Annotated in this window: 19 protein-coding genes; 16 read left to right on the top strand and 3 right to left on the bottom strand. The window is 67.3% G+C overall.

Annotated features, from left to right (window positions below; translation table 11 throughout):
• Positions 1-32: 32 nt before the first annotated feature.
• The 16 genes from ARTB_RS03675 (at position 33) to ARTB_RS03600 (ending at position 19,005) form a co-directional block, all read left to right on the top strand.
• Complete coding sequence (locus tag ARTB_RS03675) at positions 33-1,805, top strand: ABC transporter ATP-binding protein (RefSeq protein WP_243177994.1); 1,773 nt, start codon at positions 33-35, stop codon at positions 1,803-1,805.
• On the top strand, positions 1,802-3,769 hold the full coding sequence (locus ARTB_RS03670) for an ABC transporter ATP-binding protein (RefSeq protein ID WP_243177735.1): 1,968 nt from the start codon (positions 1,802-1,804) through the stop codon (positions 3,767-3,769). The genes ARTB_RS03675 and ARTB_RS03670 overlap by 4 nt, the downstream gene beginning before the upstream one ends.
• On the top strand, positions 3,766-4,158 hold the full coding sequence (locus tag ARTB_RS03665; protein ID WP_028276835.1) for a GntR family transcriptional regulator: 393 nt from the start codon (positions 3,766-3,768) through the stop codon (positions 4,156-4,158). Before ARTB_RS03670 ends, ARTB_RS03665 begins: the two co-directional genes overlap by 4 nt.
• 67 nt (positions 4,159-4,225) lie before the next feature.
• On the top strand, positions 4,226-7,174 hold the full coding sequence (gene uvrA, locus ARTB_RS03660; RefSeq protein ID WP_243177733.1) for an excinuclease ABC subunit UvrA: 2,949 nt from the start codon (positions 4,226-4,228) through the stop codon (positions 7,172-7,174).
• 175 nt (positions 7,175-7,349) lie between these two features.
• Positions 7,350-8,141: an HAD hydrolase-like protein gene (locus tag ARTB_RS03655; protein ID WP_243177732.1), complete on the top strand. Its 792-nt coding sequence runs from the start codon at positions 7,350-7,352 to the stop codon at positions 8,139-8,141.
• A complete protein-coding gene (locus ARTB_RS03650) occupies positions 8,128-8,796 on the top strand; it encodes a lysophospholipid acyltransferase family protein (protein ID WP_026266350.1) in 669 nt (222 codons plus the stop codon). The genes ARTB_RS03655 and ARTB_RS03650 overlap by 14 nt, the downstream gene beginning before the upstream one ends.
• 74 nt (positions 8,797-8,870) lie before the next feature.
• The gene (uvrC, locus tag ARTB_RS03645) at positions 8,871-10,880 is read left to right on the top strand and encodes an excinuclease ABC subunit UvrC (RefSeq protein ID WP_243177730.1); all 2,010 of its coding nucleotides are present in this window, start codon (positions 8,871-8,873) and stop codon (positions 10,878-10,880) included.
• A 120-nt stretch (positions 10,881-11,000) separates the two neighbouring features.
• A complete protein-coding gene (gene rapZ / locus ARTB_RS03640; protein ID WP_018773001.1) occupies positions 11,001-11,924 on the top strand; it encodes an RNase adapter RapZ in 924 nt (307 codons plus the stop codon).
• Complete coding sequence (locus ARTB_RS03635; RefSeq protein ID WP_028276839.1) at positions 11,924-12,943, top strand: gluconeogenesis factor YvcK family protein; 1,020 nt, start codon at positions 11,924-11,926, stop codon at positions 12,941-12,943. Before rapZ ends, ARTB_RS03635 begins: the two co-directional genes overlap by 1 nt.
• Positions 12,944-12,953: 10 nt before the next feature.
• Positions 12,954-13,934: a DNA-binding protein WhiA gene (whiA, locus tag ARTB_RS03630; protein ID WP_018772999.1), complete on the top strand. Its 981-nt coding sequence runs from the start codon at positions 12,954-12,956 to the stop codon at positions 13,932-13,934.
• A 168-nt stretch (positions 13,935-14,102) separates the two neighbouring features.
• The gene (locus ARTB_RS03625) at positions 14,103-14,726 is read left to right on the top strand and encodes a superoxide dismutase (protein ID WP_243177729.1); all 624 of its coding nucleotides are present in this window, start codon (positions 14,103-14,105) and stop codon (positions 14,724-14,726) included.
• 287 nt (positions 14,727-15,013) lie between these two features.
• The gene (gene gap / locus ARTB_RS03620; RefSeq protein ID WP_028276841.1) at positions 15,014-16,024 is read left to right on the top strand and encodes a type I glyceraldehyde-3-phosphate dehydrogenase; all 1,011 of its coding nucleotides are present in this window, start codon (positions 15,014-15,016) and stop codon (positions 16,022-16,024) included.
• Positions 16,025-16,034: 10 nt separating this feature from the next.
• The gene (locus ARTB_RS03615; RefSeq protein ID WP_243177727.1) at positions 16,035-17,261 is read left to right on the top strand and encodes a phosphoglycerate kinase; all 1,227 of its coding nucleotides are present in this window, start codon (positions 16,035-16,037) and stop codon (positions 17,259-17,261) included.
• 108 nt (positions 17,262-17,369) lie between these two features.
• Complete coding sequence (gene tpiA / locus ARTB_RS03610; protein WP_243177725.1) at positions 17,370-18,185, top strand: triose-phosphate isomerase; 816 nt, start codon at positions 17,370-17,372, stop codon at positions 18,183-18,185.
• Between the two features lie 48 nt (positions 18,186-18,233).
• Positions 18,234-18,491: a preprotein translocase subunit SecG gene (secG, locus tag ARTB_RS03605; protein WP_018772994.1), complete on the top strand. Its 258-nt coding sequence runs from the start codon at positions 18,234-18,236 to the stop codon at positions 18,489-18,491.
• A 118-nt stretch (positions 18,492-18,609) separates the two neighbouring features.
• A complete protein-coding gene (locus tag ARTB_RS03600; protein ID WP_028276843.1) occupies positions 18,610-19,005 on the top strand; it encodes an RNA polymerase-binding protein RbpA in 396 nt (131 codons plus the stop codon).
• Here the strand turns inward: ARTB_RS03600 and pgl are convergent.
• The 3 genes from pgl to zwf are packed head-to-tail and all read right to left on the bottom strand — an operon-like array spanning position 18,958 to position 22,266.
• Positions 18,958-19,776 (bottom strand): 6-phosphogluconolactonase, encoded by an 819-nt coding sequence (gene pgl, locus ARTB_RS03595; protein WP_308197210.1) that lies wholly within the window; start codon positions 19,774-19,776, stop codon positions 18,958-18,960. The genes ARTB_RS03600 and pgl overlap by 48 nt on opposite strands.
• The gene (locus ARTB_RS03590; protein WP_028275501.1) at positions 19,766-20,707 is read right to left on the bottom strand and encodes a glucose-6-phosphate dehydrogenase assembly protein OpcA; all 942 of its coding nucleotides are present in this window, start codon (positions 20,705-20,707) and stop codon (positions 19,766-19,768) included. The genes pgl and ARTB_RS03590 overlap by 11 nt, the downstream gene beginning before the upstream one ends.
• Positions 20,704-22,266 carry a glucose-6-phosphate dehydrogenase gene (gene zwf / locus ARTB_RS03585; RefSeq protein WP_028275502.1) on the bottom strand — a complete coding sequence of 521 codons (1,563 nt, stop codon included), beginning with the start codon at positions 22,264-22,266 and terminating at the stop codon, positions 20,704-20,706. The genes ARTB_RS03590 and zwf overlap by 4 nt, the downstream gene beginning before the upstream one ends.
• Position 22,267 lies beyond the last annotated feature (1 nt).

Below are 22,267 nucleotides of genomic sequence, written 5' to 3'. Positions count from 1 at the left end.
CTAGTAATGGAGGTTCAGTGCTTATAGGCCTGATGTCGCGGCTGTTGTCCGCGCATAAGGGGACCGTGCTGGCCATCGTCGTGCTGCAGCTCGTGCAAGCCACCGCCAACCTGCTCCTGCCCACCCTGAATGCCGCGATCATTGACGACGGCATCATCGGCGGGGACACCGGGGAGATCCTCCACCTCGGGGCCTGGATGGCCGGAATCGCTGCCGTCCAGGTGATCACGGCCGTCGCGGCCGGATATCTGGGCGCCGTGGTCGCCATGGAGATTGGCGGCCAGCTGCGCGGGGAGCTCTTCGCGAAGGTGCAGTCCTTCTCCTCCCAGGAGGTGGGCCTTTTCGGTGCGCCCAGCCTCGTGACCCGGGCCACCAACGACGTCGCGCAGATCCAAAACCTCGCCGTCCTAATATTCATCATGCTGATTGCCGCGCCGGCGATCTTCATCGGCGGCATCGTGCTGGCCGTGCACCAGGACGTGGTGCTGTCCTGGATTGTGGTCGTGGTGATCCCGGTCCTGACGGTGATCATGACGGTGATCGTCCGCCGCCTGATTCCCCTGTACCGCCAGGGCCAGGGCCTCCTGGACCGGATCGGCCGGGTGCTGCGGGAGCAGATCATCGGTGCGAATGTCATTCGCGGCTTTGTCCGGCAGGACCACGAGGTCCGCCGGTTCGATGAAGCCAACAAGGACCTCACCCGGAACAATCTGCAATCCGCCCTCTTGGTGGCGGCGATGATGCCGATGATCATGTTCGTGGTCAACATCTCGTCCGTGTTCGTGGTGTGGTTCGGCGGCCATCGCATCGACGCCGGCGAAATGCGGCTGGGGGCGCTGACGGCGTTCATCGCCTACATCCTGCAGATCCTGATTGCCATCATGATGGCAATGTACGTCTTCATGACCGCCCCCCGGGCGGCGGCCTGCGCGGAACGGATCCGCGAGGTGCTGGACACGGAACCGGCCATCGCGGATCCGGCCGTTCCCGCCGGGGCCGCCCCTGCCACCATTCCAGCCGGTGGGGCCGGTGTGGCGGGCACCGCCGGCGCCCCGGGCCGCTCCGGCGCTGTCGAGTTCCGGAACGTGTCCTTCGCCTACCCCGGCGCCGAAGCACCCGTGCTGGACGGCGTCTCCTTCACCGCCAGGGCCGGCACCACGACGGCGATAATCGGCGCGACCGGCAGCGGCAAGACGACACTCCTGAACCTGCTGCCCCGTTTCCTCGACACGACGGCCGGAGAGATCAGCATCGGCGGGGAGAACGTGCGGTCGATGCCCCTGGACGTCCTGCGCGGCCTGATCACAATAGTCCCGCAGCAGTCCTACCTGTTCGCGGACACGGTCGCGGGGAACCTCCGGTTCGGGGCGCCCGCCGCGAACGAGCCCGAAATATGGCAGGCGCTCGAAGCTGCCCAGGCCGCCGACTTTGTCCGCGCCCTGCCGCTCGGGCTCGACACGCCCGTAAGCCAGGGCGGCACCAACTTCTCCGGCGGCGAACGGCAGCGCCTGTGCATCGCGCGGGCCCTGCTCAAGCGGGCCCCTGCCTACCTCTTCGACGACAGTTTCTCGGCTCTGGACTACGGCACCGACATCAGGCTCCGGGCGGCGATCGAGCCGCTGCTGCGCTCGGCGACCGTGCTGATCGTGGCCGAGCGGGTGTCAACAATCGTGGACGCCGGGCTGATCCTGGTACTGGAGGGCGGACGGGTCGTCGCACAGGGCACGCACAGCGAACTCATGGAGTCCTCGCCCAGCTACCAGGAAATTGCCGCGTCCCAGCTGGTGCTGGAGGAAGCCCCATGAGCCGCGCGCGGGCACACCGCGCCGGGACCGTTGCGGGACCCGGCGTGCCGGAGCGCATCAAATGGCACACCGCCGCCCGGCTGCTTGGCCTGCTGCTGCCGCTGAAGTGGCGGATGGCCGGCGTCATCGCCGCGACCTGCGCGTTCGTGACACTCAACGTGGCGGCGCCCAAGGTGCTGGGCGACGCCACCGACGTCGTCGTCGACGGCTTCCTGGGCGGCTCCCTCGACGAGCAACAGCTGGCCGAGCGGCTGCTGGCCGTTTCGGCCATGTACGTCGGGGCATCGTTGTTCAGCTGGATCCAGGGCAGCCTGACCGCCACCGCGGTGCAGCGCCTCAGCTACGGCCTCCGCGGCTCCGTGGAACAAAAACTGCATGTGCTGCCGTCCAGCCATTTCGAGGAACAGCGCCGCGGCGACGTGCTCAGCCGGGCAACGAACGACGTCGACAATATCTCTCAGGCGCTCAACCAGCTCCTCAACCAGCTCATCATGGCCATCCTGATGCTCTCGGCCGCTCTCGCCATGATGCTGTGGCTCTCGCCGCTGCTGGCTCTGATCGCGATCCTCTCGGTGCCTGTGTCCACGATGATCACCGTGCTCGTGGCCCGGCACTCCCAGGCGCACTTCAAGGAGCAGTGGAGCAGCACGGGGGCACTGCACGCTCAACTCGAGGAATTCTTCACCGGGCATGAAGTGGTCAAGGCCTTCGGCCGGCAGGAAGAGTCGGCGGCGAGCTTCCGGGAGCGCAACGAGAAGCTCACGCGATCGAGCACCCGCGCCCAGTATTTGTCCGGCATCGTGCAGCCGCTGCTGGTGTTTGTCGCCAACCTCAACTACATCGCGATTGCTGTTGTGGGGGCGCTGCAGGTCACCGCGGGGCTCTTGACAATCGGCGGCATCCAGGCCTTCGTCCAGTTCTCCCGTCTCTTTAGCCAGCCGGTGAGCCAGATCGGCGGCATGCTGACCCTCGTGCAGTCCTGCCTGGCCTCGGCGGAGCGGGTGTTTGAGCTGCTGGACGCCCCGGAGATCCCTGCGGACAGCGCCGTGCCGGCCGTGCCGGCCGTTTCGGCCAACGGCGCCGGCAAGCTGCAAGGCGCCACGGCCGCGCGAAAGCTCCATGTCCCGCGCAAATCCTCCAACGGACGCAAAGCCCCTGCCCCGGGCACGCCCGGCGACCTGCTGGATCCCGGCGCAGTGGCGGGCCGGGTCACGTTCGAGCGCGTCAGCTTCAGCTACAGCCCCGGCACCCCCGTGGTGAAGGACCTCTCCTTCACGGTGGACCCGGGACAGACCGTGGCGATCGTGGGACACACCGGTGCCGGCAAGACCACTCTGGTCAACCTTCTGATGCGCTTCTACGAACTCGACTCCGGCCGGATCCTGGTGGACTCGACGGACATCGCCACCATCCCGCGGGACGAGCTGCGGCGCGCCTTCGGAATCGTCCTGCAGGATGCCTGGCTGTTTACCGGCAGCATCCGGGAGAACATCGAATACGGCCGGCCCGGCGCCACCGAAGCCGATATCGTCGCGGCGGCCCGCGCCAGCCACGTGGACCAGTTTGTCCGGTCCCTACCGGCCGGCTACGCCACGATGCTCGGCAACGACGGCGACTCCCTGAGCCGGGGCCAGCGCCAGCTCGTCTCGATCGCACGGGCGCAGCTCGCCGGGCGCAGCATCATGGTGCTGGATGAGGCGACGAGCTCCGTCGACAGCCGCACTGAGGTGCAGATCCGGCATGCCATGGAGCGGCTGCGGCACGGTCACACAAGCTTCGTGATCGCGCACCGTTTGTCCACGGTCCGGGACGCTGATCTAATTCTCGTCATGGACCACGGACGAATCGTTGAACACGGCACCCACCAGCAGCTGGTGGCCCGGCAGGGGCTCTACAAGGATTTGTACGACGCCCAGTTCGCCGGCCGCGAACAGGTCCCGGCCGTCCAGGAGGCCGAACAGTGAGCCCCGCGGACGCCGCGGGGGAGCGTTTTCCCGGATCCTGGCGGACCAATCCGGCCAGCTCCGTCCCGCTCTTCGAACAGCTGCGGCTCTACGTGATCGAACGCGCCGACAACGGCACACTCGCGCCGGGCACCAGGCTTCCGGCCGTGCGGAGCCTCGCCGGCGAACTGGGCGTCGCCCCGCACACCGTGGCGCGGGCCTACAAGGAACTCGAGGCCGCCGGCGTCGTAGTGACGAAGGGCCGCAACGGGACCGTGGTGTGTGCCCGCGATGCCGCCTGGAGTTCGCTGTCCGCCGCCGCCGCCGAGTTCGCCGCGGCCGCCAAAGCCCAGGGCGCCAGTTTCGCCGAGGCCGTGCAGCTGCTGGCCGCCGCCTACGACCGCCAATAGCACATCCGGCGCCGCCCGTGCCGCGCGGAATAGTTTTTCGAAGAAGTTTTCGATTAGCATTAGATTCGTGCCTAAAGCTGTAGCTGAAGATCCAGCCGTTGAAGTCCATTCCGCCGTCGAGCCGCTGGCAGTCCGGGATGCGGCCCCGTCCCGCCCCGTCCTGAAGCGTCCGGACATGACGCGCCTTGTCGTCAAGGGCGCCCGCGAGCACAACCTGCGCAACGTGGACCTGGACCTGCCGCGTGATGCCATGATCGTTTTCACCGGCCTGTCCGGCTCCGGAAAGTCCTCCCTCGCGTTCGACACCATCTTCGCCGAGGGCCAGCGCCGCTACGTCGAATCCCTCTCCGCCTACGCCCGGCAGTTCCTGGGCCAGGTGGACAAGCCCGACGTCGACTTCATCGAAGGCCTCTCGCCGGCGGTGTCCATCGACCAGAAGTCCACGTCCAAGAACCCGCGCTCGACCGTGGGAACCATCACCGAGATTTACGACTACATGCGCCTGCTCTGGGCCCGTGTGGGCAGGCCGCACTGCCCCGTCTGCGGGGAGCCCGTGACCAAGCAGACCCCGCAGCAGATCGTCGACCAGCTGCTCGAGCTCCCGGACGGCACCCGCTTCCAGGTGCTGGCACCCGTCGTCCGCGGCCGCAAGGGCGAATTCGTGGACCTCTTCAAGGAACTCACCGCCAAGGGCTACTCGCGGGCCCGGGTGGACGGCGAGCTCGTCCACCTGAGTGATCCGCCGAAGCTGGGCAAGCAGTTCAAGCACACCATCGAAGTCGTGGTGGACCGCCTCGTGGTCAAGGAAGGCATCAGCCAGCGCCTGACCGACTCGGTCGAAACCGCCCTCGGACTGGCGGAGGGCCGCATATTGGCCGAATTCGTCGACCTCGAAGCAGACGATCCCGAGCGGATCAGGGCGTTCTCAGAACACCTGGCCTGCCCCAACGAGCACCCCCTGGCGATCGACGAGATCGAGCCCCGTTCCTTCTCATTCAACAACCCTTTCGGCGCCTGCAGCGCGTGCAGCGGCATCGGCACCAAGCTGGAGGTCGACGAGGAACTCCTCATCCCCAACCCGGAGCTCTCGCTCTCCGAGGGGGCCATTGCGCCGTGGTCCCTGGGCACCGCCACCACGGAGTACTGGAACCGGCTGCTGGCCGGCCTGGCCGAGGAACTCGGCTTCTCCATGACGACGGCGTGGGAGAAGCTCGACACCGACGTCCGGCAGACCGTCCTGCACGGCAAGGACCACAAGGTGGTGGTGCAATACCGCAACCGCTTCGGCCGTGAACGCAAGTACAGCACCGGCTTTGAGGGCGTCGTGCAGTACGTCCACCGCAAGCATGGCGAGACCGATTCCGACTATGCGCGCGACCGCTACGAGGAATACATGCGCCAGGTCCCGTGCCCGGCCTGCAACGGTGCCCGGCTGAACCCTGCGTCGCTCTCGGTGCTGATCAACGGCAAGTCAATCGCCGAGGTCGCCGCGCTGCCCATGCGGGAATGCGCCGGCTTCCTCGAAAACCTCGTCCTCACCGGCCGCGAGGCCCAGATCGCCCACCAGGTCCTCAAGGAAATCCAGGCCCGCCTGACCTTCCTCCTCGACGTCGGACTCGAGTACCTGAACCTGGAGCGGCCCTCCGGCACCCTGTCCGGCGGCGAAGCCCAGCGCATCCGTTTGGCCACCCAGATCGGCTCCGGCCTCGTGGGCGTGCTGTACGTCCTCGACGAGCCCTCGATCGGCCTGCACCAGCGGGACAACCGCCGCCTGATCGAGACACTCACCCGGCTCCGGGACCTCGGCAACACCCTGATCGTCGTGGAGCATGACGAGGACACCATCCACGAGGCCGACTGGGTGGTGGACATCGGACCGGGCGCCGGCGAGCACGGCGGCATGGTGGTCCATTCCGGGTCCTACCAGGAGCTGCTGGAAAACACGGATTCGCTCACCGGCGATTACCTCTCCGGCCGGCGGAAAATCGAGATCCCGAAGAAGCGGCGCAAATACGACAAGAAGCGCGAGCTCAAGGTGGTCGGGGCGAAGGAGAACAACCTCCTGAACATCGACGCCAGTTTCCCGCTGGGCCTCTTCACCGCCGTCACCGGCGTCAGCGGCTCGGGCAAGTCCACCCTGGTCAACGAGATCCTCTACAAGGTCCTCGCCAACAAGCTCAACGGCGCCAAGCAGGTGGCCGGCAGGCACAAGTCCGTCCAGGGCCTCGAACACCTGGACAAGGTGGTGCACGTCGACCAGAGCCCCATCGGCCGCACCCCGCGCTCGAACCCGGCCACGTACACCGGCGTGTTCGACAACATCCGAAAGCTCTTCGCCGAAACCACCGAGGCCAAGGTCCGCGGCTACCTGCCGGGCCGGTTCTCCTTCAACGTCAAGGGCGGCCGCTGCGAGGCCTGCTCCGGCGACGGCACCCTGAAGATCGAGATGAACTTCCTGCCGGACGTCTACGTCCCCTGCGAGGTCTGCCACGGCGCCCGGTACAACCGCGAAACCCTGGAGGTCCACTACAAGGGCAAGACCATCGCGGACGTGCTGAACATGCCCATCGAGGAAGGGGCCGAGTTCTTCGCGGCCTTCTCGCCGATCGCACGGCACCTCAACACGCTCGTCGACGTCGGCCTTGGCTACGTCCGGCTGGGCCAGCCCGCCACCACGCTCTCCGGCGGCGAGGCCCAGCGCGTGAAGCTCGCAGCCGAGCTCCAGAAACGTTCCAACGGCCGCAGCGTCTACGTCCTGGACGAGCCCACCACGGGCCTGCACTTCGAGGACATCCGCAAGCTCCTCATGGTGCTCCAGGGCCTCGTGGAGAAGGGCAACACGGTGATCACGATCGAACACAACCTCGACGTCATCAAGAGCGCCGACTGGATCGTGGACCTTGGCCCCGACGGCGGGTCCGGTGGCGGCCGTGTGGTCGCCTCCGGCACCCCCGAGCAGGTGGCCAAGTCGAGCGAGAGCCACACGGCCGCGTTCCTCGCCGAGCTCCTCGCCTGAACACCGGCCGCCAGGGACCGTGCGGCGGGGCAGGTAAGCTTCCGCCGCGCGCGTCCCCGCCCCGCAGGGTTTTCACCGGATGTATCCGCTGATGTATCGCGTGATGTATTCCCGATGTATTCCCGTAGGAGCATGCGAATTTCTGGCAACAGCACACTCGTGAGAAACTAAGCCGGTGACGCATACAACAGTGCCCGTGATCTTCGACCTTGACGGCACTCTTGTCGATCCCGCCGGGGGTATTACCGACGGTATCGCCGCGGCCCTCATCGAGCTTGGCCTGCCGGTTCCGGACAAGTCCCGGATGGACGCCATGATTGGGCCCAAGCTCAGCCATTCCCTGACGGAAATCGCCGGCGTTCCGGCCGCACAGCTGGAAGACGCCATCCGCATCTACCGCGCGCACTACGCATCCACAGGAATAGCGCAGAGCAGGCTGTACCCGGGAATCCGCGGCCTCCTCGAGGACTTCGTGGCCGCGGGGCGGCCCATCGCCGTCGCGACCCAGAAGCCGGAAGGGCTTGCCCGCACTGTCCTGGCGCACCACGGCATCGCCGGACTCTTCCACAGCATCCGGGGCTCCGCCGCCGACGAGGCCGCCAGCCCGGGAGCGGGCTCGGTGCCCGACGGCTCCGTTCCCGCAGGCTCTGTTCCCGAAGGCTCTGTTCCCGAAGGCAAGGCCGGCATCGTCGCCGCCGCGCTCTCGGACCTCGCTGCCGCGGACCCTGCGGCCGCCGGCCGGGCCGTGATGGTGGGGGACCGGGCGCAGGACGTCGCCGGGGCCGCTGCGAACGGACTGGACTGCATCGGCGTAGGCTGGGGGTTTGCGCCCGACGGCGAACTGCACGCGGCCGGTGCCGTCGAGATCGTGCACAACACCGAGGCGCTTCACGCGACGATCAACCGGCTCTCCGAACGCCCGGGGACCACAGCCCTGAACGAGGTGCACACCGATGGCAATGTTTGACGCAATCCGCTGGACCACGCGGGGGCTGGTAACCACCACGTGCCGTCCCACGGTCATCGGCCTGGAAAACGTGCCCAAGGACGGACCGTTCATCGTGGCACCGAACCACCTCTCGTTCCTGGACAGCGTGATCGTCCAGGCGCTCATGCCGCGGCCCGTGGCCTTCTTCGCGAAGGCTGAGTACTTCACCACTGGCGGCATCAAAGGCAAGGCCATGAAGTCCTTCTTCGAGGCTGTGGGCTCCATTCCGGTGGAACGCGGCGAGCAGGCGGCGAGCGTCCAGGCGCTGAAAACGCTGCTGGACATCCTCGACTCCGGCAAGGGCGTGGGCATCTATCCCGAAGGCACCCGTTCCCGCGACGGCATCCTGTACCGCGGCCGCACCGGCGTCGGCTGGCTGGCCCTGACCACCGGCGCGCCCGTAATCCCGGTGGGCCTGATCGGCACCGAACACCTGCAGCCCGCGGACAGCAAGTCCGTCAAACCGCAGCACTTCACCATGAAGGTCGGCGAGCCGCTGTACTTCGAGAAAACCGGACCGGACCATTCCCTGCCGGCCCGCCGCCAGGTCACGGACCGCATCATGGACGCAATCGCGGACCTGAGCGGCCAGGAACGCTCCACCAGCTACAACCAGAGCAAGTCAGCCGAATAGCGCGCAGCTTCCTGCTCCCGGCATGCTGCGGTGCACGTGCAACGGCACCGCCGGCGGCTCAGTAGACTTGATGTGTGGCAGATCCAGCGAGTTACCGACCCCAGACGGGTGAAATTCCGACTAATCCGGGCGTGTACCGCTTCCGCGATCCGCACGGCCGGGTCATCTACGTCGGCAAGGCCAAGAACCTCCGTGCCCGGCTGAACACCTATTTCGCCAATCCCGCCGGGCTCATGCCCAAAACCTATGCGATGGTCCACACGGCCAGCAGCGTCGAATGGACCGTGGTGGGCAGCGAACTCGAGTCGCTGCAGCTGGAATACACCTGGATCAAGGAATTCACGCCCCGCTTCAACGTGATGTTCAGGGACGACAAAAGCTACCCGTACCTCGCCGTGACGATGGGGGAGAAGTACCCGCGCGTCCAGGTGCTGCGCGGCGACCGGCGCAAGGGGACCCGGTACTTCGGCCCGTACACCGCCGGCGCGATCCGGGACACCATGGACACCCTGCTGCGCGTGTTCCCGGTCCGCAGCTGCAGCGCCGGGGTGCTGAAGCGCGCCGAAGCCAGCGGCCGGCCCTGCCTGCTCGGCTACATCGACAAATGTTCCGCGCCGTGCGTCGGCCGGATCTCCGCGGCCGACCACCGCGCCCTGGCCGAGGATTTCTGCACGTTCATGGGCGGCGAAGCCAAGCCCTTCGTCAACCGGCTGGAACGGGAGATGGCCGCGGCAGTCGCCGAGCTCGACTACGAACGCGCGGCCCGGCTGCGGGACGACATCGTGGCGCTGAAGAAGGTCTTCGAACGTAACGCCGTCGTCCTGGCCGAGGGCACGGACGCCGACGTCTTCGCCCTGCACGAAGACGAGCTCGAGGCCGCCGTGCAGGTCTTCCACGTCCGGGGCGGACGGATCCGTGGCCAACGCGGCTGGGTGGTGGAAAAAGTCGAGGACTCCACCACCCCGGAACTGGTCGAACACCTGCTCCAGCAGGTCTACGGCGAGGAAGCCGGGCTCCAGGGCAGGTTGCCCCGGGAAGTGCTGGTGCCTGCCGAGCCCAGCAACGCCCCGGAGCTGGCGCAATGGCTCAGCGGCCTGCGCGGGGCCCGGGTGGACATCCGCGTGCCCCAGCGCGGAGACAAGGCCGCCCTCCTGTCCACGGTCCGTGAAAACGCCGAGCACGCCCTCAAACTTCACAAGTCCCGGCGCGCCGGCGACCTCACCATGCGCTCCCAGGCCCTGCAGGAAATCCAGGAAGCGCTCGAGCTTCCCGTGGCGCTGCTGCGGATCGAGTGCTTCGACATCTCACACGTCCAGGGCACCAACGTGGTCGGCTCCATGGTGGTGGTCGAGGACGGCCTGCCGAAAAAGTCCGACTACCGGAAGTTCGCCGTGACCGGGGCCGCGGCCACCGACGACACGGCGGCCATGCATGATGTGCTGACCCGGCGGTTCCGGCACTATCTTCAAGAAAAAGACGAGCAGGCGGCGGCTGCGGCCAAACCGGCGCACCAGGCCGCCCTGGACGCGGCAACCGCCGCGGCGGTCGCGGACTCCACGACGCCAACACCGCGGAGCAAATTCGCCTACCCGCCCAACCTCGTCGTCGTCGACGGCGGCAAACCGCAGGTCAATGCCGCCGCAAGGGCGCTGGAAGAGCTCGGCATCGAGGACGTGTATGTGGTCGGCCTGGCCAAACGGCTCGAAGAGGTGTGGCTGCCGGACAGCGATTTCCCGGTGATCCTGCCACGCGCCTCGGCCGGCCTGTATCTGCTGCAGCGGATCCGCGATGAGGCCCACCGCTTCGCCATCACCTTCCACCGGCAAAAGCGCGGCAAGGCCATGACGGCCTCCGCCCTGGACAGCGTGCCCGGGCTGGGCGAATCCAAGCGCAAGGCCCTCCTGGCGGAGTTCGGCTCCGTCAAGGGGATCAAAGCCGCGACGCAGGACGAACTCACCGGCGCCAAGGGGATTGGCCCCTCCCTCGCCGCCGCGATCGTCCGGCACTTCGCTGGCGGCGGCGTCGAGGAAGCCGCCCCGGTTCCTGCCGTCAACATGACCACCGGCGAAATCCTCGACGCTTAGCTAGTGCCGCCAAACTTAGCTAGGGTAAAGACTTGGGTACGGCACGGCAGCGGCATCACCGCGGCCGGCGCGCAAACCTGACAAACAGCAAATCGCACAGGCAGAGATGGGGCTTCACTGATGGCAGAGTCGACGGCAGGATCCGAGACGGATGCGGACGGCATGACACCCGTCAAACCCGTCGAGGCTGAACTGCTCGTGGTGACCGGAATGTCGGGAGCCGGCCGCAGCACCGCCTCGGACGCCCTTGAGGACCATGGCTGGTATGTCGTGGAAAACCTGCCGCCGCAGATGCTCGGCACGCTCGCCGAACTGGTGTCCCGGACGCCGCACTCCATGTCCAAGCTCGCCGTCGTGATGGACGTCCGGAGCAAGGAACTGTTCGTCGACATGCGCGCGGCGCTCCGCGCCCTGGAAGCCACCGGCGTGAGCTTCCGCGTGCTGTTCCTCGACGCCAACGACGACGTCCTGGTGCGCCGCTTTGAGCAGGGCCGCAGGCCCCACCCGCTCCAGGGCGGCGGCCGGATCCTGGACGGCATCGCCGCCGAGCGCGAGCTGGTCCGTGAATTGAAGGACACCGCCGACATCGTCCTGGACACGTCCTCCCTCAACGTCCATGGCCTCGCCACCGCCATCACCGAGCTCTTCAGCGAGACCGGGCCGGTGGCGCTGCGGCTGAACGTCATGAGCTTTGGCTTTAAGTACGGGCTGCCGGTGGATGCCAACTTCGTGGCCGATGCCCGCTTCATCCCCAACCCGCACTGGGTGCCGCAGTTGCGCCCGCACACCGGACTGGACAAGGACGTCAGCGACTATGTGCTGGAGGCCCAGGGCGTCAGCGACTTCGTGGAACGCTACGTCCTGGCCCTTGAACCTGTCCTGGACGGGTACCGGCGGGAGAACAAGCACTACGCCACCATCGCCGTGGGCTGCACCGGCGGCAAGCACCGCTCCGTGGCGGTCGCCGTCGAGCTCTCCCGGAGGCTGGCGCAGTATCCGCGCGTCACGGTGACCACGACGCACCGGGACCTGGGCCGCGAGTAATGGCGCTGCTGACCGGCCCGCTGCCCCTTGTCCCGCCCGCCAGCGCGGCCTTCGCCAGCCAGCAGGACAAAGGCCCGTCCGTCGTCGCGCTCGGCGGCGGCCACGGCCTCTCCGCTTCGCTGTCGGCCCTGCGCCTGCTGACCTCCGAACTCACCGCGGTCGTCACGGTCGCGGACGACGGCGGATCCTCCGGCCGGCTCCGCGAAGAGTACGGCGTCCTGCCGCCCGGTGATCTCCGGATGGCCCTGTCCGCGCTGTGCGACGACACCGACTGGGGCCGCACGTGGCGCGACGTCATGCAGCACCGCTTCGCCCCCGGCAAAGGCCGCGGTGGCTCCCTCGATGAGCACGCGATGGGCAACCTCCTGATCGTCACGCTCTGGGAGCTCCTGGGCGACACCGTCGCAGGCCTGAAGTGGGCCGGCGCCCTGCTCGGCGCGCGCGGCGAAGTCCTGCCGATGTCCAGCGTCCCGCTGACCATCGAGGGCCAGGTCCGGGTCACCGCCCCGGACGGCGCCACGGCACTGCAGACGCTCACCGGCCAGGCCAAGTGCGCGGTGGCAGGGTCCCTGGAGCACGTCCGGCTCTTGCCTGAGAACGCTCCGGCCTGCACCGAGGCTCTGACGGCGATCGAGCTGGCCGACTGGGTGATCCTCGGGCCGGGCTCCTGGTACACGTCCGTGCTGCCGCACCTGTTGCTGCCCGAAATGCGCGAGGCCCTCGCCAACACGGCTGCCCGCCGGTGCCTGACCATGAACCTGGCCACAGATACCAAGGAGACGGCCGGCATGTCCGCCGCCGACCACCTCCGGGTGCTGCGCGAATATGCGCCGGAGTTCACGATCGACGTCATCCTGGCCGACCCGGCGTCGGTGCAGAACCTGCCCGACTTCGAGGCGGCGGCAGGAATGCTCGGTGCCGAGGTGGTCTTGGGTAAAGTGGGGGCGTCTGGTCGCCGTCCGGTCCACGATCCGTTGCGGCTGGCGACGGCGTATCACGATATTTTCGGGAATAGTTAGGAAAGGTGCCATGGCACTGACAGCATCAGTCAAGGAAGAACTTTCCCGTCTGGATATCAAGAAGTCCTCAGTCCGCAAGGCCGAGGTATCGGCGATGCTCCGCTTCGCCGGCGGGCTGCACATCATCTCGGGCCGGATTGTGATCGAGGCCGAAGTCGACCTCGCATCGACCGCCCGGCGGCTGCGCGCCGCCATCGCCGAGGTGTACGGCCACCAGAGCGAGATCATCGTCGTCTCCGGCGGCGGCCTGCGCCGCGGCAGCCGCTACGTGGTGCGGGTGGTGCGCGACGGTGAGGCCCTCGCCCGCCAGACCGGACTCCTGGACGCGCGGGGGCGGCCCGTGCGCGGCCTTCCGTCGGTAGTGGTGAACGGCTCCGCCGCGGACGCCGAAGCTGTCTGGCGCGGTGCGTTCCTGGTCCACGGCTCGCTCACCGAGCCCGGCCGCTCCTCGGCCATGGAAGTCACCTGCCCCGGCCCCGAATCGGCCCTGGCCCTCGTCGGCGCCGCCCGCCGCCTGGGTATTCAGGCCAAGGCCCGCGAGGTCAGGGGAGTGGACCGCGTGGTGATCCGCGACGGCGACACGATCGCCGCGCTACTGACGCGCATGGGTGCCCACGACGCGCTGATGGTCTGGGAAGAACGCCGCATGCGCAAGGAAGTCCGCGCCACGGCCAACCGGCTCGCCAACTTCGATGACGCGAACCTGCGCCGTTCCGCGCAGGCCGCCGTGGCCGCCGGTGCCCGGGTGGACCGCGCCCTGGAAATCCTGGGCGACGACGTCCCGGACCACCTGAAGTATGCCGGTGAGCTCCGGGTCGCGCACAAACAGGCCAGCCTGGACGAGCTGGGCCGGCTCGCCGACCCCGTCATGACCAAGGACGCCATCGCCGGCCGGATCCGCCGGCTGCTGGCCATGGCGGACAAACGGGCCCAGGACCTCGGCATCCCGGGCACGGAAGCCAATGTGACGCCGGAAATGCTCGACGACTAGCCCGCCCCTAGAATCAACAGCAGGAATATCCCGGGGAATGAAATATCCGGGAGCCGCGGCTGGTTGTCGCGGTTGGACCCACCGCAATTTTCCGGATGCCCCGCATCCGGATGCACGATCGAAAGAGTTACCGAACCGGACAACCCGTCCACGACATTGGAGGAATTTGTGACCGAGTACGTACTGCCCGAGCTCGACTATGACTACGCAGCGCTGGAACCGCACATCTCCGCGAGGATCATGGAGCTGCACCACAGCAAGCACCACGCCGCCTATGTGGCCGGCGCCAACAACGCTCTGGCCCAGCTGGCCGAGGCGCGCGAAAAGGGCGACTTCGCCAACATCAACCGCCTCTCCAAGGACCTCGCGTTCCACACCGGCGGGCACATCAACCACTCCGTCTTCTGGAAGAACCTCTCACCGGACGGTGGCGACAAGCCCGAGGGCGAGCTCGCGGCGGCCATTGACGACGCCTTCGGCTCGTTCGACGCGTTCCGTGCGCAGTTCAGCGCCGCGGCATTGGGCCTGCAGGGCTCCGGCTGGGGCTTCCTGGCCTACGAGCCCATCGGCGGCAACCTGGTCATCGAGCAGCTCTACGATCAGCAGGGCAACGTCGCACTCGGCACCACCCCGCTGCTGATGCTGGACATGTGGGAGCACGCCTTCTACCTGGACTACGTCAACGTCAAGGCTGACTACGTCAAGGCCTTCTGGAACATCGTGAACTGGGCCGACGTCGCCAAGCGCTTCGACGCCGCGCGCAAGAACGCGACGGGTCTCATCACCCTCTAGGCAGGTCCCTATACCCTGCACAGGGTGACGGAATCGACTTCTGTTTGTAACAAACCTCACATTACGGGCCCTTCGGCCCGAAATGTGGACGGACTGCCCCTGCACTTGCGGGGGCAGTCCCGGTTAAACGTAAGATGGATCACGGAAGGCGGTTAGCCTTCAGCAATGTGGCTGGTCGCCCTCCGATCTGGTAATTATCTCTGCCCAATGGCGTGCGGGATCTGTTAGTTGGCTTGAACGCCTTCTCAACTAGTCGTGCTCGCAAGAGCACCAAGGAGACTGAAAACGTGACGACCCGTATTGGCATCAACGGCTTTGGCCGTATCGGCCGCAACTACTTCCGCGCCGCCCTCGCACAGGGCGCAGACCTTGAGATCGTTGCGGTCAACGACCTCACCAGCCCGGAAGCCCTCGCTCACCTCTTCAAGTACGACTCCGTGGGCGGCCGCCTGGCCGAAACCATCGAGGTCAAGGACGGCAACATCGTCGTCGACGGCAACATCATCAAGGTCCTCGCCGAACGTGACCCCGCGAAGCTGCCCTGGGGCGAGCTCGGCGTCGACATCGTCATCGAGTCCACCGGCTTCTTCACGAAGGCCGCCGATGCGCAGAAGCACATCGACGCCGGCGCCAAGAAGGTCCTGATCTCCGCCCCCGCGTCGGATGAGGACATCACGATCGTGATGGGTGTCAATGACGGCCTGTACGACAACGCCACGCACCACATCATCTCCAACGCCTCCTGCACCACCAACTGCCTCGGCCCGCTGGCCAAGGTCATCAATGACGCCTTCGGCATCGAGCGTGGCCTGATGACCACCATCCACGCCTACACCGCCGACCAGAACCTGCAGGACGGCCCGCACAAGGACCTCCGCCGCGCCCGCGCCGCCGCCATCAACATGGTGCCCACCTCCACCGGTGCCGCCAAGGCAATCGGCCTGGTCCTGCCGGAGCTCAAGGGCAAGCTCGACGGCTACGCCATCCGCGTGCCCGTTCCCACCGGCTCCGCCACGGACCTGACCGTCACGGTTTCCCGCGAGACCACGGTCGCCGAAGTCAACGCCGCCCTCAAGGCAGCATCGGAGACCGAGGAGCTCAGGGGCCTGCTGACCTACACCGACGAGCCGATCGTCTCCTCCGACATCGTCGGCGACCCGGCATCGTCCATCTTCGATTCCGGCCTGACCAAGGTGATCGGCGACCAGGTCAAGGTTGTGTCCTGGTATGACAACGAGTGGGGTTACTCCAACCGCCTCGTGGACCTCACGGAGCTTGTAGCGTCCAAGCTGGGCTAGGGTAAGACTCATGACATTTCACACCCTCAACGAACTGATCGCTGATGGTGTCCGCGGGCGGTACGTTCTGGTCAGAAGTGACCTGAACGTGCCGCTCGACGGCTCTACAGTGACTGACGACGGCCGCATCAAGGCCTCCCTGCCAGTGCTGGCGAAGCTCACGGACGCCGGTGCCCGCGTGCTGGTCACAGCACACCTCGGCCGCCCCAAGGGCGCCCCGGAGGAGAAGTACTCCCTCAAGCCCGCAGCCGCACGGCTGGCAGAGCTTGCCGGGTTCAAGGTCTCACTTGCCGCCGACACCGTCGGCGAGTCGGCCAAGGAGCTCTCCGCGGCGCTGCAGGACGGCGAAGTGCTGGTCCTGGAAAACGTGCGCTTCGACGCGCGGGAGACCTCCAAGGACGACGCCGAGCGCGGCGCCTTCGCGGACGAGCTGGTCGCCCTCACCGGCGACAACGGCGCCTTCGTCGATGATGCCTTCGGTGCGGTGCACCGCAAGCACGCCAGCGTGTACGACGTCGCCACGCGGTTGCCGTCCTACCAGGGCGACCTTGTCCGCACGGAGGTCGAGGTGTTGCGCAAGCTCACCACGGACACCCAGCGGCCCTACGTCGTTGTCCTCGGCGGTTCCAAGGTCTCCGACAAGCTCGCTGTGATCGACAACCTCCTGGGCAAGGCGGACACGATCCTGGTGGGCGGCGGCATGCTGTTCACCTTCCTCGCCGCCGCGGGTCACAAGGTCGCGGGCAGCCTGCTCGAAGAGGACCAGATCCCGGTCGTCCAGGACTACCTGAAGCGCGCCGCCGACGCCGGTACCGAGTTCGTCGTGCCCACCGATGTTGTGGTGGCGGGCAAGTTCGCCGCCGACGCCGAGCACGAGACCGTTGCGGCCGACGCCATCGAGTCGGGCAGCTTCGGAGCCCAGGGCATCGGGCTGGACATCGGGCCGGTCTCGGCAGCGGCGTTCGCGGAACGGATCAAGGGCGCTCGGACGGTGTTCTGGAACGGGCCCATGGGCGTGTTCGAATTCGCGGCCTTCGCCGGCGGTACCCGGGCCATCGCCCAGGCCCTGACCGAGACGGACGCGTTCACCGTGGTTGGCGGCGGCGACTCGGCGGCAGCGGTCCGGACACTCGGCTTCGCCGATGAGGCGTTCGGCCACATTTCCACCGGCGGCGGCGCAAGTCTGGAGTACCTTGAAGGCAAGGAACTCCCCGGCCTGAGCGTCCTGGACCGTTAGAAGCACTGACCGCTAAAAGCACCGGCATTTGAGCCGGCAGGGCGCCCTCCGCAGGGAACCGGGCGCCCTGCCGGCTGCTCCCACACACCAAGAACTCCTGGAGATCACGTGACCACGTCAACCAACGGTAAATTCGACCGCAAGCCCTTCATCGCCGGCAACTGGAAGATGAACATGGACCACGTCCAGGGCATCACCCTCCTGCAGAAGCTCGCGTGGACCCTGTCCGACGCCAAGCACGACTACAGCCGGGTGGAGGTCGCCGTCTTCCCGCCGTTCACGGATCTCCGCGGCGTCCAGACCCTGGTCCAGGGCGACGAGCTCGCCGTCGTCTATGGTGGCCAGGACCTTTCCCAGTTCGACTCCGGCGCCTACACGGGCGACATTTCCGGCCAGTTCCTCGCCAAGCTTGCCTGCAGCTACGTCCTGGTCGGCCACAGCGAACGCCGCACCATCCACAACGAGTCCGACGCCGTGCTCAACGCCAAGACCAAAGCCGCCTTCCGGCACGGCATCACCCCGGTCCTCTGCGTCGGTGAAGGCCTGGAGATCCGGCAGGCCGGCACCCACGTGGACCACACCCTCGCCCAGCTGCGCGCCTGCGTCGAAGGCCTCACCCCGGAGCAGGCCGCCGGGCTCGTAGTTGCCTACGAGCCCGTGTGGGCCATCGGCACCGGCGAGGTCGCAGGCCCGGAGGACGCGCAGGAAATGTGCGCCGCCATCCGTGCCGAACTGTCCACCCTCTTCGGAGCAGACGTCGCCGCCAAGACCCGCCTGCTGTACGGCGGCTCGGTCAAGGCCAACAACGCGGCATCGATCCTGAAGGAGCGCGACGTCGACGGCTTGCTGGTCGGCGGTGCCAGCCTGGACGCTGCCGAGTTTGCTAATATTGTCAGGTTCGAGAGTCACCTGTTGACGGATTAGTCCGGACACAGCCTGACCCCCGCAATCCAATCCTTCTGAAAGGCCGTCGTGGACGTTCTTCATGTCATTCTGCAGGTCCTCCTGGGCATCACCAGCCTCCTGCTGACGTTGCTCATCCTGCTCCATAAGGGACGCGGAGGCGGCCTGTCCGACATGTTCGGCGGCGGCATGAGCTCGGGCCTGAGCTCCTCCGGCGTCGCGGAACGGAACCTCAACCGGTTCACGGTCATCCTGGGAATCACCTGGGGAGTGGTGATCATCGCCCTCGGGCTGCTCATGCGGTTCAGCACAGGCGCCGATTCCTAGGACGCCCGTCCGAAAACTTCATATGGGGTCCTTATGGCCCTCCCGGCATCGGGAACTCACGAACTACACTGTGGCTGTCGTCTTGCACTTCCACCAGCTAAGTAGCCAGGAGTTCCCGATGCTGCATTCTGCTTCCGGATTCAAAGGAATCCGTGTGGGCGCCACCGAGGGGGCCACTCCCCGCCATGAACCACTGAACGGGGCCGGCGTACGCCAGCCCCGTATTCGTGTAGCTTTCCGGTGCGCCAAGGGCCATGAAACCTCGCTCGTGTTCGCACAGCTGCCGGAGGAACAGATCCCCGGAGTTTGGGACTGCCGGCGCTGCGGCGGCACCGCAACCCGCGACGAATCAAAGTTTGCCCTGGAGGAAACGCCAACAGAGGGCTTCAAGACGCATCTGGAATACGTTAAAGAACGGCGCTCCAGCCAGGACGCCGAAGACGTGCTGGCTGGAGCGCTGGAGCGTCTACGCTCCGGACGGACCCTTCCGGACGAGCTGCTCCGGGACCCGTGAGGCCGCGTCCTCGTCAATCAGCCACAGCGTTTCCCGGCGGCCGCGCGGCCCCGCGGCGGGCACCTGCACGGGATTGGCGCCGGCCAGGGCGAGCCCTACGGCGCCGGCCTTGTCGTCACCGGCCACCACCATCCACACCTCGGATGCCGTGTTGATCGCCGGCAACGTCAGCGACACCCGCGCCGGCGGCGGCTTGGGGGAGTTGCGGACGCCCACGACAGTCAGTTCTTTCTCCCGGATGCCGGCCTGCTCCGGGAAGAGCGAGGCGACGTGTGCGTCCGGCCCGACGCCGAGGAGGACGATGTCCAGGCGGGGGAGCCGCGCAGGCTGTTCCGGCCTGTCGTCGGACATGTCAGCGGCGTGCTCGGCGGCCGCCGCCTCGGCGAGCCGGCGGGCATAGTCGGCCGCGGCGTCGTCCGGGCTGTCGAAGTCATCGGTGGAACCGGGCACATGGACGCGCGCCGGATCAACATTGATGTGGGACAGGAGGGCGTCCTGGGCCTGGCGGGCGTTGCGCTCGGCGTCGCCGGCCGCCATGAAGCGCTCGTCACCCCACCAGAAGTTCACCTTGGACCAGTCGACGGCCCGCGCCGCGGGCGATTCGGCCACTGCCTTGAGCGAGCCGATGCCCATCGTTCCCCCGGTAAGCACTACCGTGGCCTCGCCGTGCCGGTCCTGGATATCCACCAGCTTGGTAATCAGGCGGGCTGCGATGGCCGCCATCAGAACGGTCGAGTCAGGATGGATGCTTACTCTCGGGTCAGCGCTCACTGGGACGGACACTCCTTAGATTGGTACGCGGCAGTCCCATAGTAATCACTTCACCGAAGACTTCGTCCGGATCCAGGCGTCGGAGTTCTTCGGCCAGGCAGTCCTTGAGGCTGCGGCGGGGCAGTGAGATCCGCTGGGCGGGCTGGCCGGGCTGGGTCAGTTCCGCGATGGTGAGCCCGGGCCGGAAGAGCTGGATGTCGCCGCCGGGCCGGGTCAGCCGGACGCGCCGGATGCCGGTTCCGGCCGGATCCGCCACAATCGTCACGGGAACGTCCAGGGCCAGGGTGAGCCAGGCTGCGAGAAGCACGGTGCTGGGGGAGTCCGAGGCGCCCTCGACGGCCACGGCCGTCACCGGCGAGTCGTCCACCTGGTCCAGGACCGCGGCCAGCTGGATGCGCCAGTTGGTCAGCCGGGTCCAAGCCAGGTCCGTGTCGCCGGCCTTGTAGGTGCGGCGGATGTTCTCCAGCGCCGCGACCGGGTCCGCTTCATTGGCCGAGTCGGTGATCCGGCGGTGCGCGATGCCCCCGACCGAGGTCTGGCACGCGTTCCTGGGCGCGCCGTGCGGCCACCAGGCCACGATCGGGGCGTCCGGGAGCAGCAGGGCCGCGACGAGGGATTCGCTTTCCTCGGCCAGTTCGCCGTAGCCGCGCAGCAGGATCACCTCGGAGGCGCCGGCGTCGCCGCCAACGCGGATCTGGGCGTCCAGCCGGGTCGGGGCCGAGGCCCCGGCGTCGGCGAGGACGATGATCCGGCACGGGTGTTCCCGGCTGGCCTCGTTGGCGGCCTCGATGGCCTCCTCTTCCAGCCCGGAGCGGGTGACGACCACGAGGGTCAGGACCCGGCCAAGGGCGATCACGCCACCCTGCTCGCGCAGGGCCATAATCTTCTTGGAAATCTTGGAGGTGGTGGTGTCGGGAAGATCTACGATCATGGCCTTCTCCAGGTTCGTCCGTCGCGGGCAAGGAGCTCATCGGCCGAGGCAGGGCCCCAGCTGCCGGGAGCGTAGGGCTGGGGCTGTTCGTCCAGGCCGGCCCAGTATTCCTCGAAGGGATCCAGGATCTTCCAGGACAGCTCAACTTCCTGGTGCCGGGGGAACAGCGGCGGCTCGCCCAGGAGCACATCCAGGATCAGGCGTTCGTAGGCTTCGGGACTGGACTCAGTGAAAGAGTGGCCGTAGCCGAAGTCCATGGTGACGTCGCGGACCTCCATCTGGGTGCCCGGGACCTTGGAACCGAACCGGATCGTGGCGCCCTCGTCAGGCTGGACCCGGATCACCACGGCGTTCTGGCCGAAGTCGTCCTCGCCGTGGTCCGTGAAGAGCAGGTTTGGTGCGCGCTTGAACACGACGGCGATCTCCGTCACCCGGCGCCCCAGCCGCTTGCCGGCGCGCAGGTAGAACGGCGCGCCGGACCAGCGGCGGGTGTTGATGTCCACCCGGATCGCGGCGAACGTCTCGGTCTTGGAATCGGCCGGGATGCCCTCCTCCTCCAGGTACCCGAGGACTTCCTCGCCGCCCTGCCAGCCGCCGGTGAACTGCCCGCGGGCGGAGTGGGAGGAGAGGTCCTCGGGGAGCCGGACGGCGGCGAGGACCTTTTCCTTCTCGGCACGCAGGTCGTCCGCGTTGAAGGAGATCGGTTCTTCCATCGCCGTCAGGGCCAGCAGCTGCAGCAGGTGGTTCTGGATGACGTCGCGGGCCGCGCCCACGCCGTCGTAGTAGCCTGCCCGGCCTCCGGTCCCGATGTCCTCGGCCATGGTGATCTGGACGTGGTCCACATAGTTGGCGTTCCAGAGCGGCTCGAAGAGCTGGTTGGCGAAGCGCAGTGCCAGGATGTTCTGCACCGTCTCCTTGCCCAGGTAGTGGTCGATCCGGAACACCGCGTCCGGCGGGAACACCGACTCGACGATGTCGTTGAGCTGCCGGGCCGACTCGAGGTCGTGTCCGAACGGCTTTTCGATCACCACGCGGCGCCAGTTGTCGCCCGCGGCCTGGGCCAGGCCGTGCTTGGAGAGCTGACGGCAGACCTGCTCGAAGGCCTTCGGCGGGATCGAGAGGTAGAACGCGTGGTTTCCCCGCGTCCCGCGCTGTTCGTCGAGCTCATCGATCGTGTCGGAGAGCCGCTTGAATGCCTCGTCGTCGTCGAACTCGCCCTGCACGAAGCGGATGCCCTCGGAGAGCTGCTTCCAGACCGTTTCGTCGAACGGGGTGCGGGCGTACGCCTTGACGGACTCCTTGACCTCCGCGGCGAAGTCCTCGTTCTCCCACTCGCGGCGGGCAAAGCCCACCAGCGCGAAGCTCGGCGGCAACAGCCCGCGGTTGGCAAGGTCATACACGGCGGGCATGAGCTTCTTGCGGGCGAGGTCCCCGGTCACCCCGAACAGGACCAGCGACGCCGGTCCGGCAATACGGTTCAGACGGCGGTCACGGGGGTCCCGGAGCGGATTGCGCCCCCGGCCGGCCGTGTTCCTGCCGCCGATGTAGGTTTCTGGCATG

Origin of the sequence: Arthrobacter humicola, from assembly GCF_022803015.1 — a bacterium.
GTDB lineage: Bacteria > Actinomycetota > Actinomycetes > Actinomycetales > Micrococcaceae > Arthrobacter > Arthrobacter humicola_A.
Note: the sequence above shows the minus strand (reverse complement) of the source record. Positions and strands in the feature narration are given on the sequence as shown.

Excerpts from the sequence above, each read along its gene's own strand:
- ARTB_RS03675 (WP_243177994.1), top strand. The coding sequence starts at position 33 with ATGTCGCGGCTGTTGTCCGCGCATAAGGGGACCGTGCTGGCCATCGTC.
- ARTB_RS03670 (WP_243177735.1), top strand. The coding sequence starts at position 1,802 with ATGAGCCGCGCGCGGGCACACCGCGCCGGGACCGTTGCGGGACCCGGC.
- ARTB_RS03650 (WP_026266350.1), top strand. The coding sequence starts at position 8,128 with ATGGCAATGTTTGACGCAATCCGCTGGACCACGCGGGGGCTGGTAACC.
- rapZ (WP_018773001.1), top strand. The coding sequence starts at position 11,001 with ATGGCAGAGTCGACGGCAGGATCCGAGACGGATGCGGACGGCATGACA.
- ARTB_RS03635 (WP_028276839.1), top strand. The coding sequence starts at position 11,924 with ATGGCGCTGCTGACCGGCCCGCTGCCCCTTGTCCCGCCCGCCAGCGCG.
- whiA (WP_018772999.1), top strand. The coding sequence starts at position 12,954 with ATGGCACTGACAGCATCAGTCAAGGAAGAACTTTCCCGTCTGGATATC.
- ARTB_RS03615 (WP_243177727.1), top strand. The coding sequence starts at position 16,035 with ATGACATTTCACACCCTCAACGAACTGATCGCTGATGGTGTCCGCGGG.
- ARTB_RS03600 (WP_028276843.1), top strand. The coding sequence starts at position 18,610 with ATGCTGCATTCTGCTTCCGGATTCAAAGGAATCCGTGTGGGCGCCACC.
- ARTB_RS03590 (WP_028275501.1), bottom strand. The coding sequence starts at position 20,707 with ATGATCGTAGATCTTCCCGACACCACCACCTCCAAGATTTCCAAGAAG.
- zwf (WP_028275502.1), bottom strand. The coding sequence starts at position 22,266 with ATGCCAGAAACCTACATCGGCGGCAGGAACACGGCCGGCCGGGGGCGC.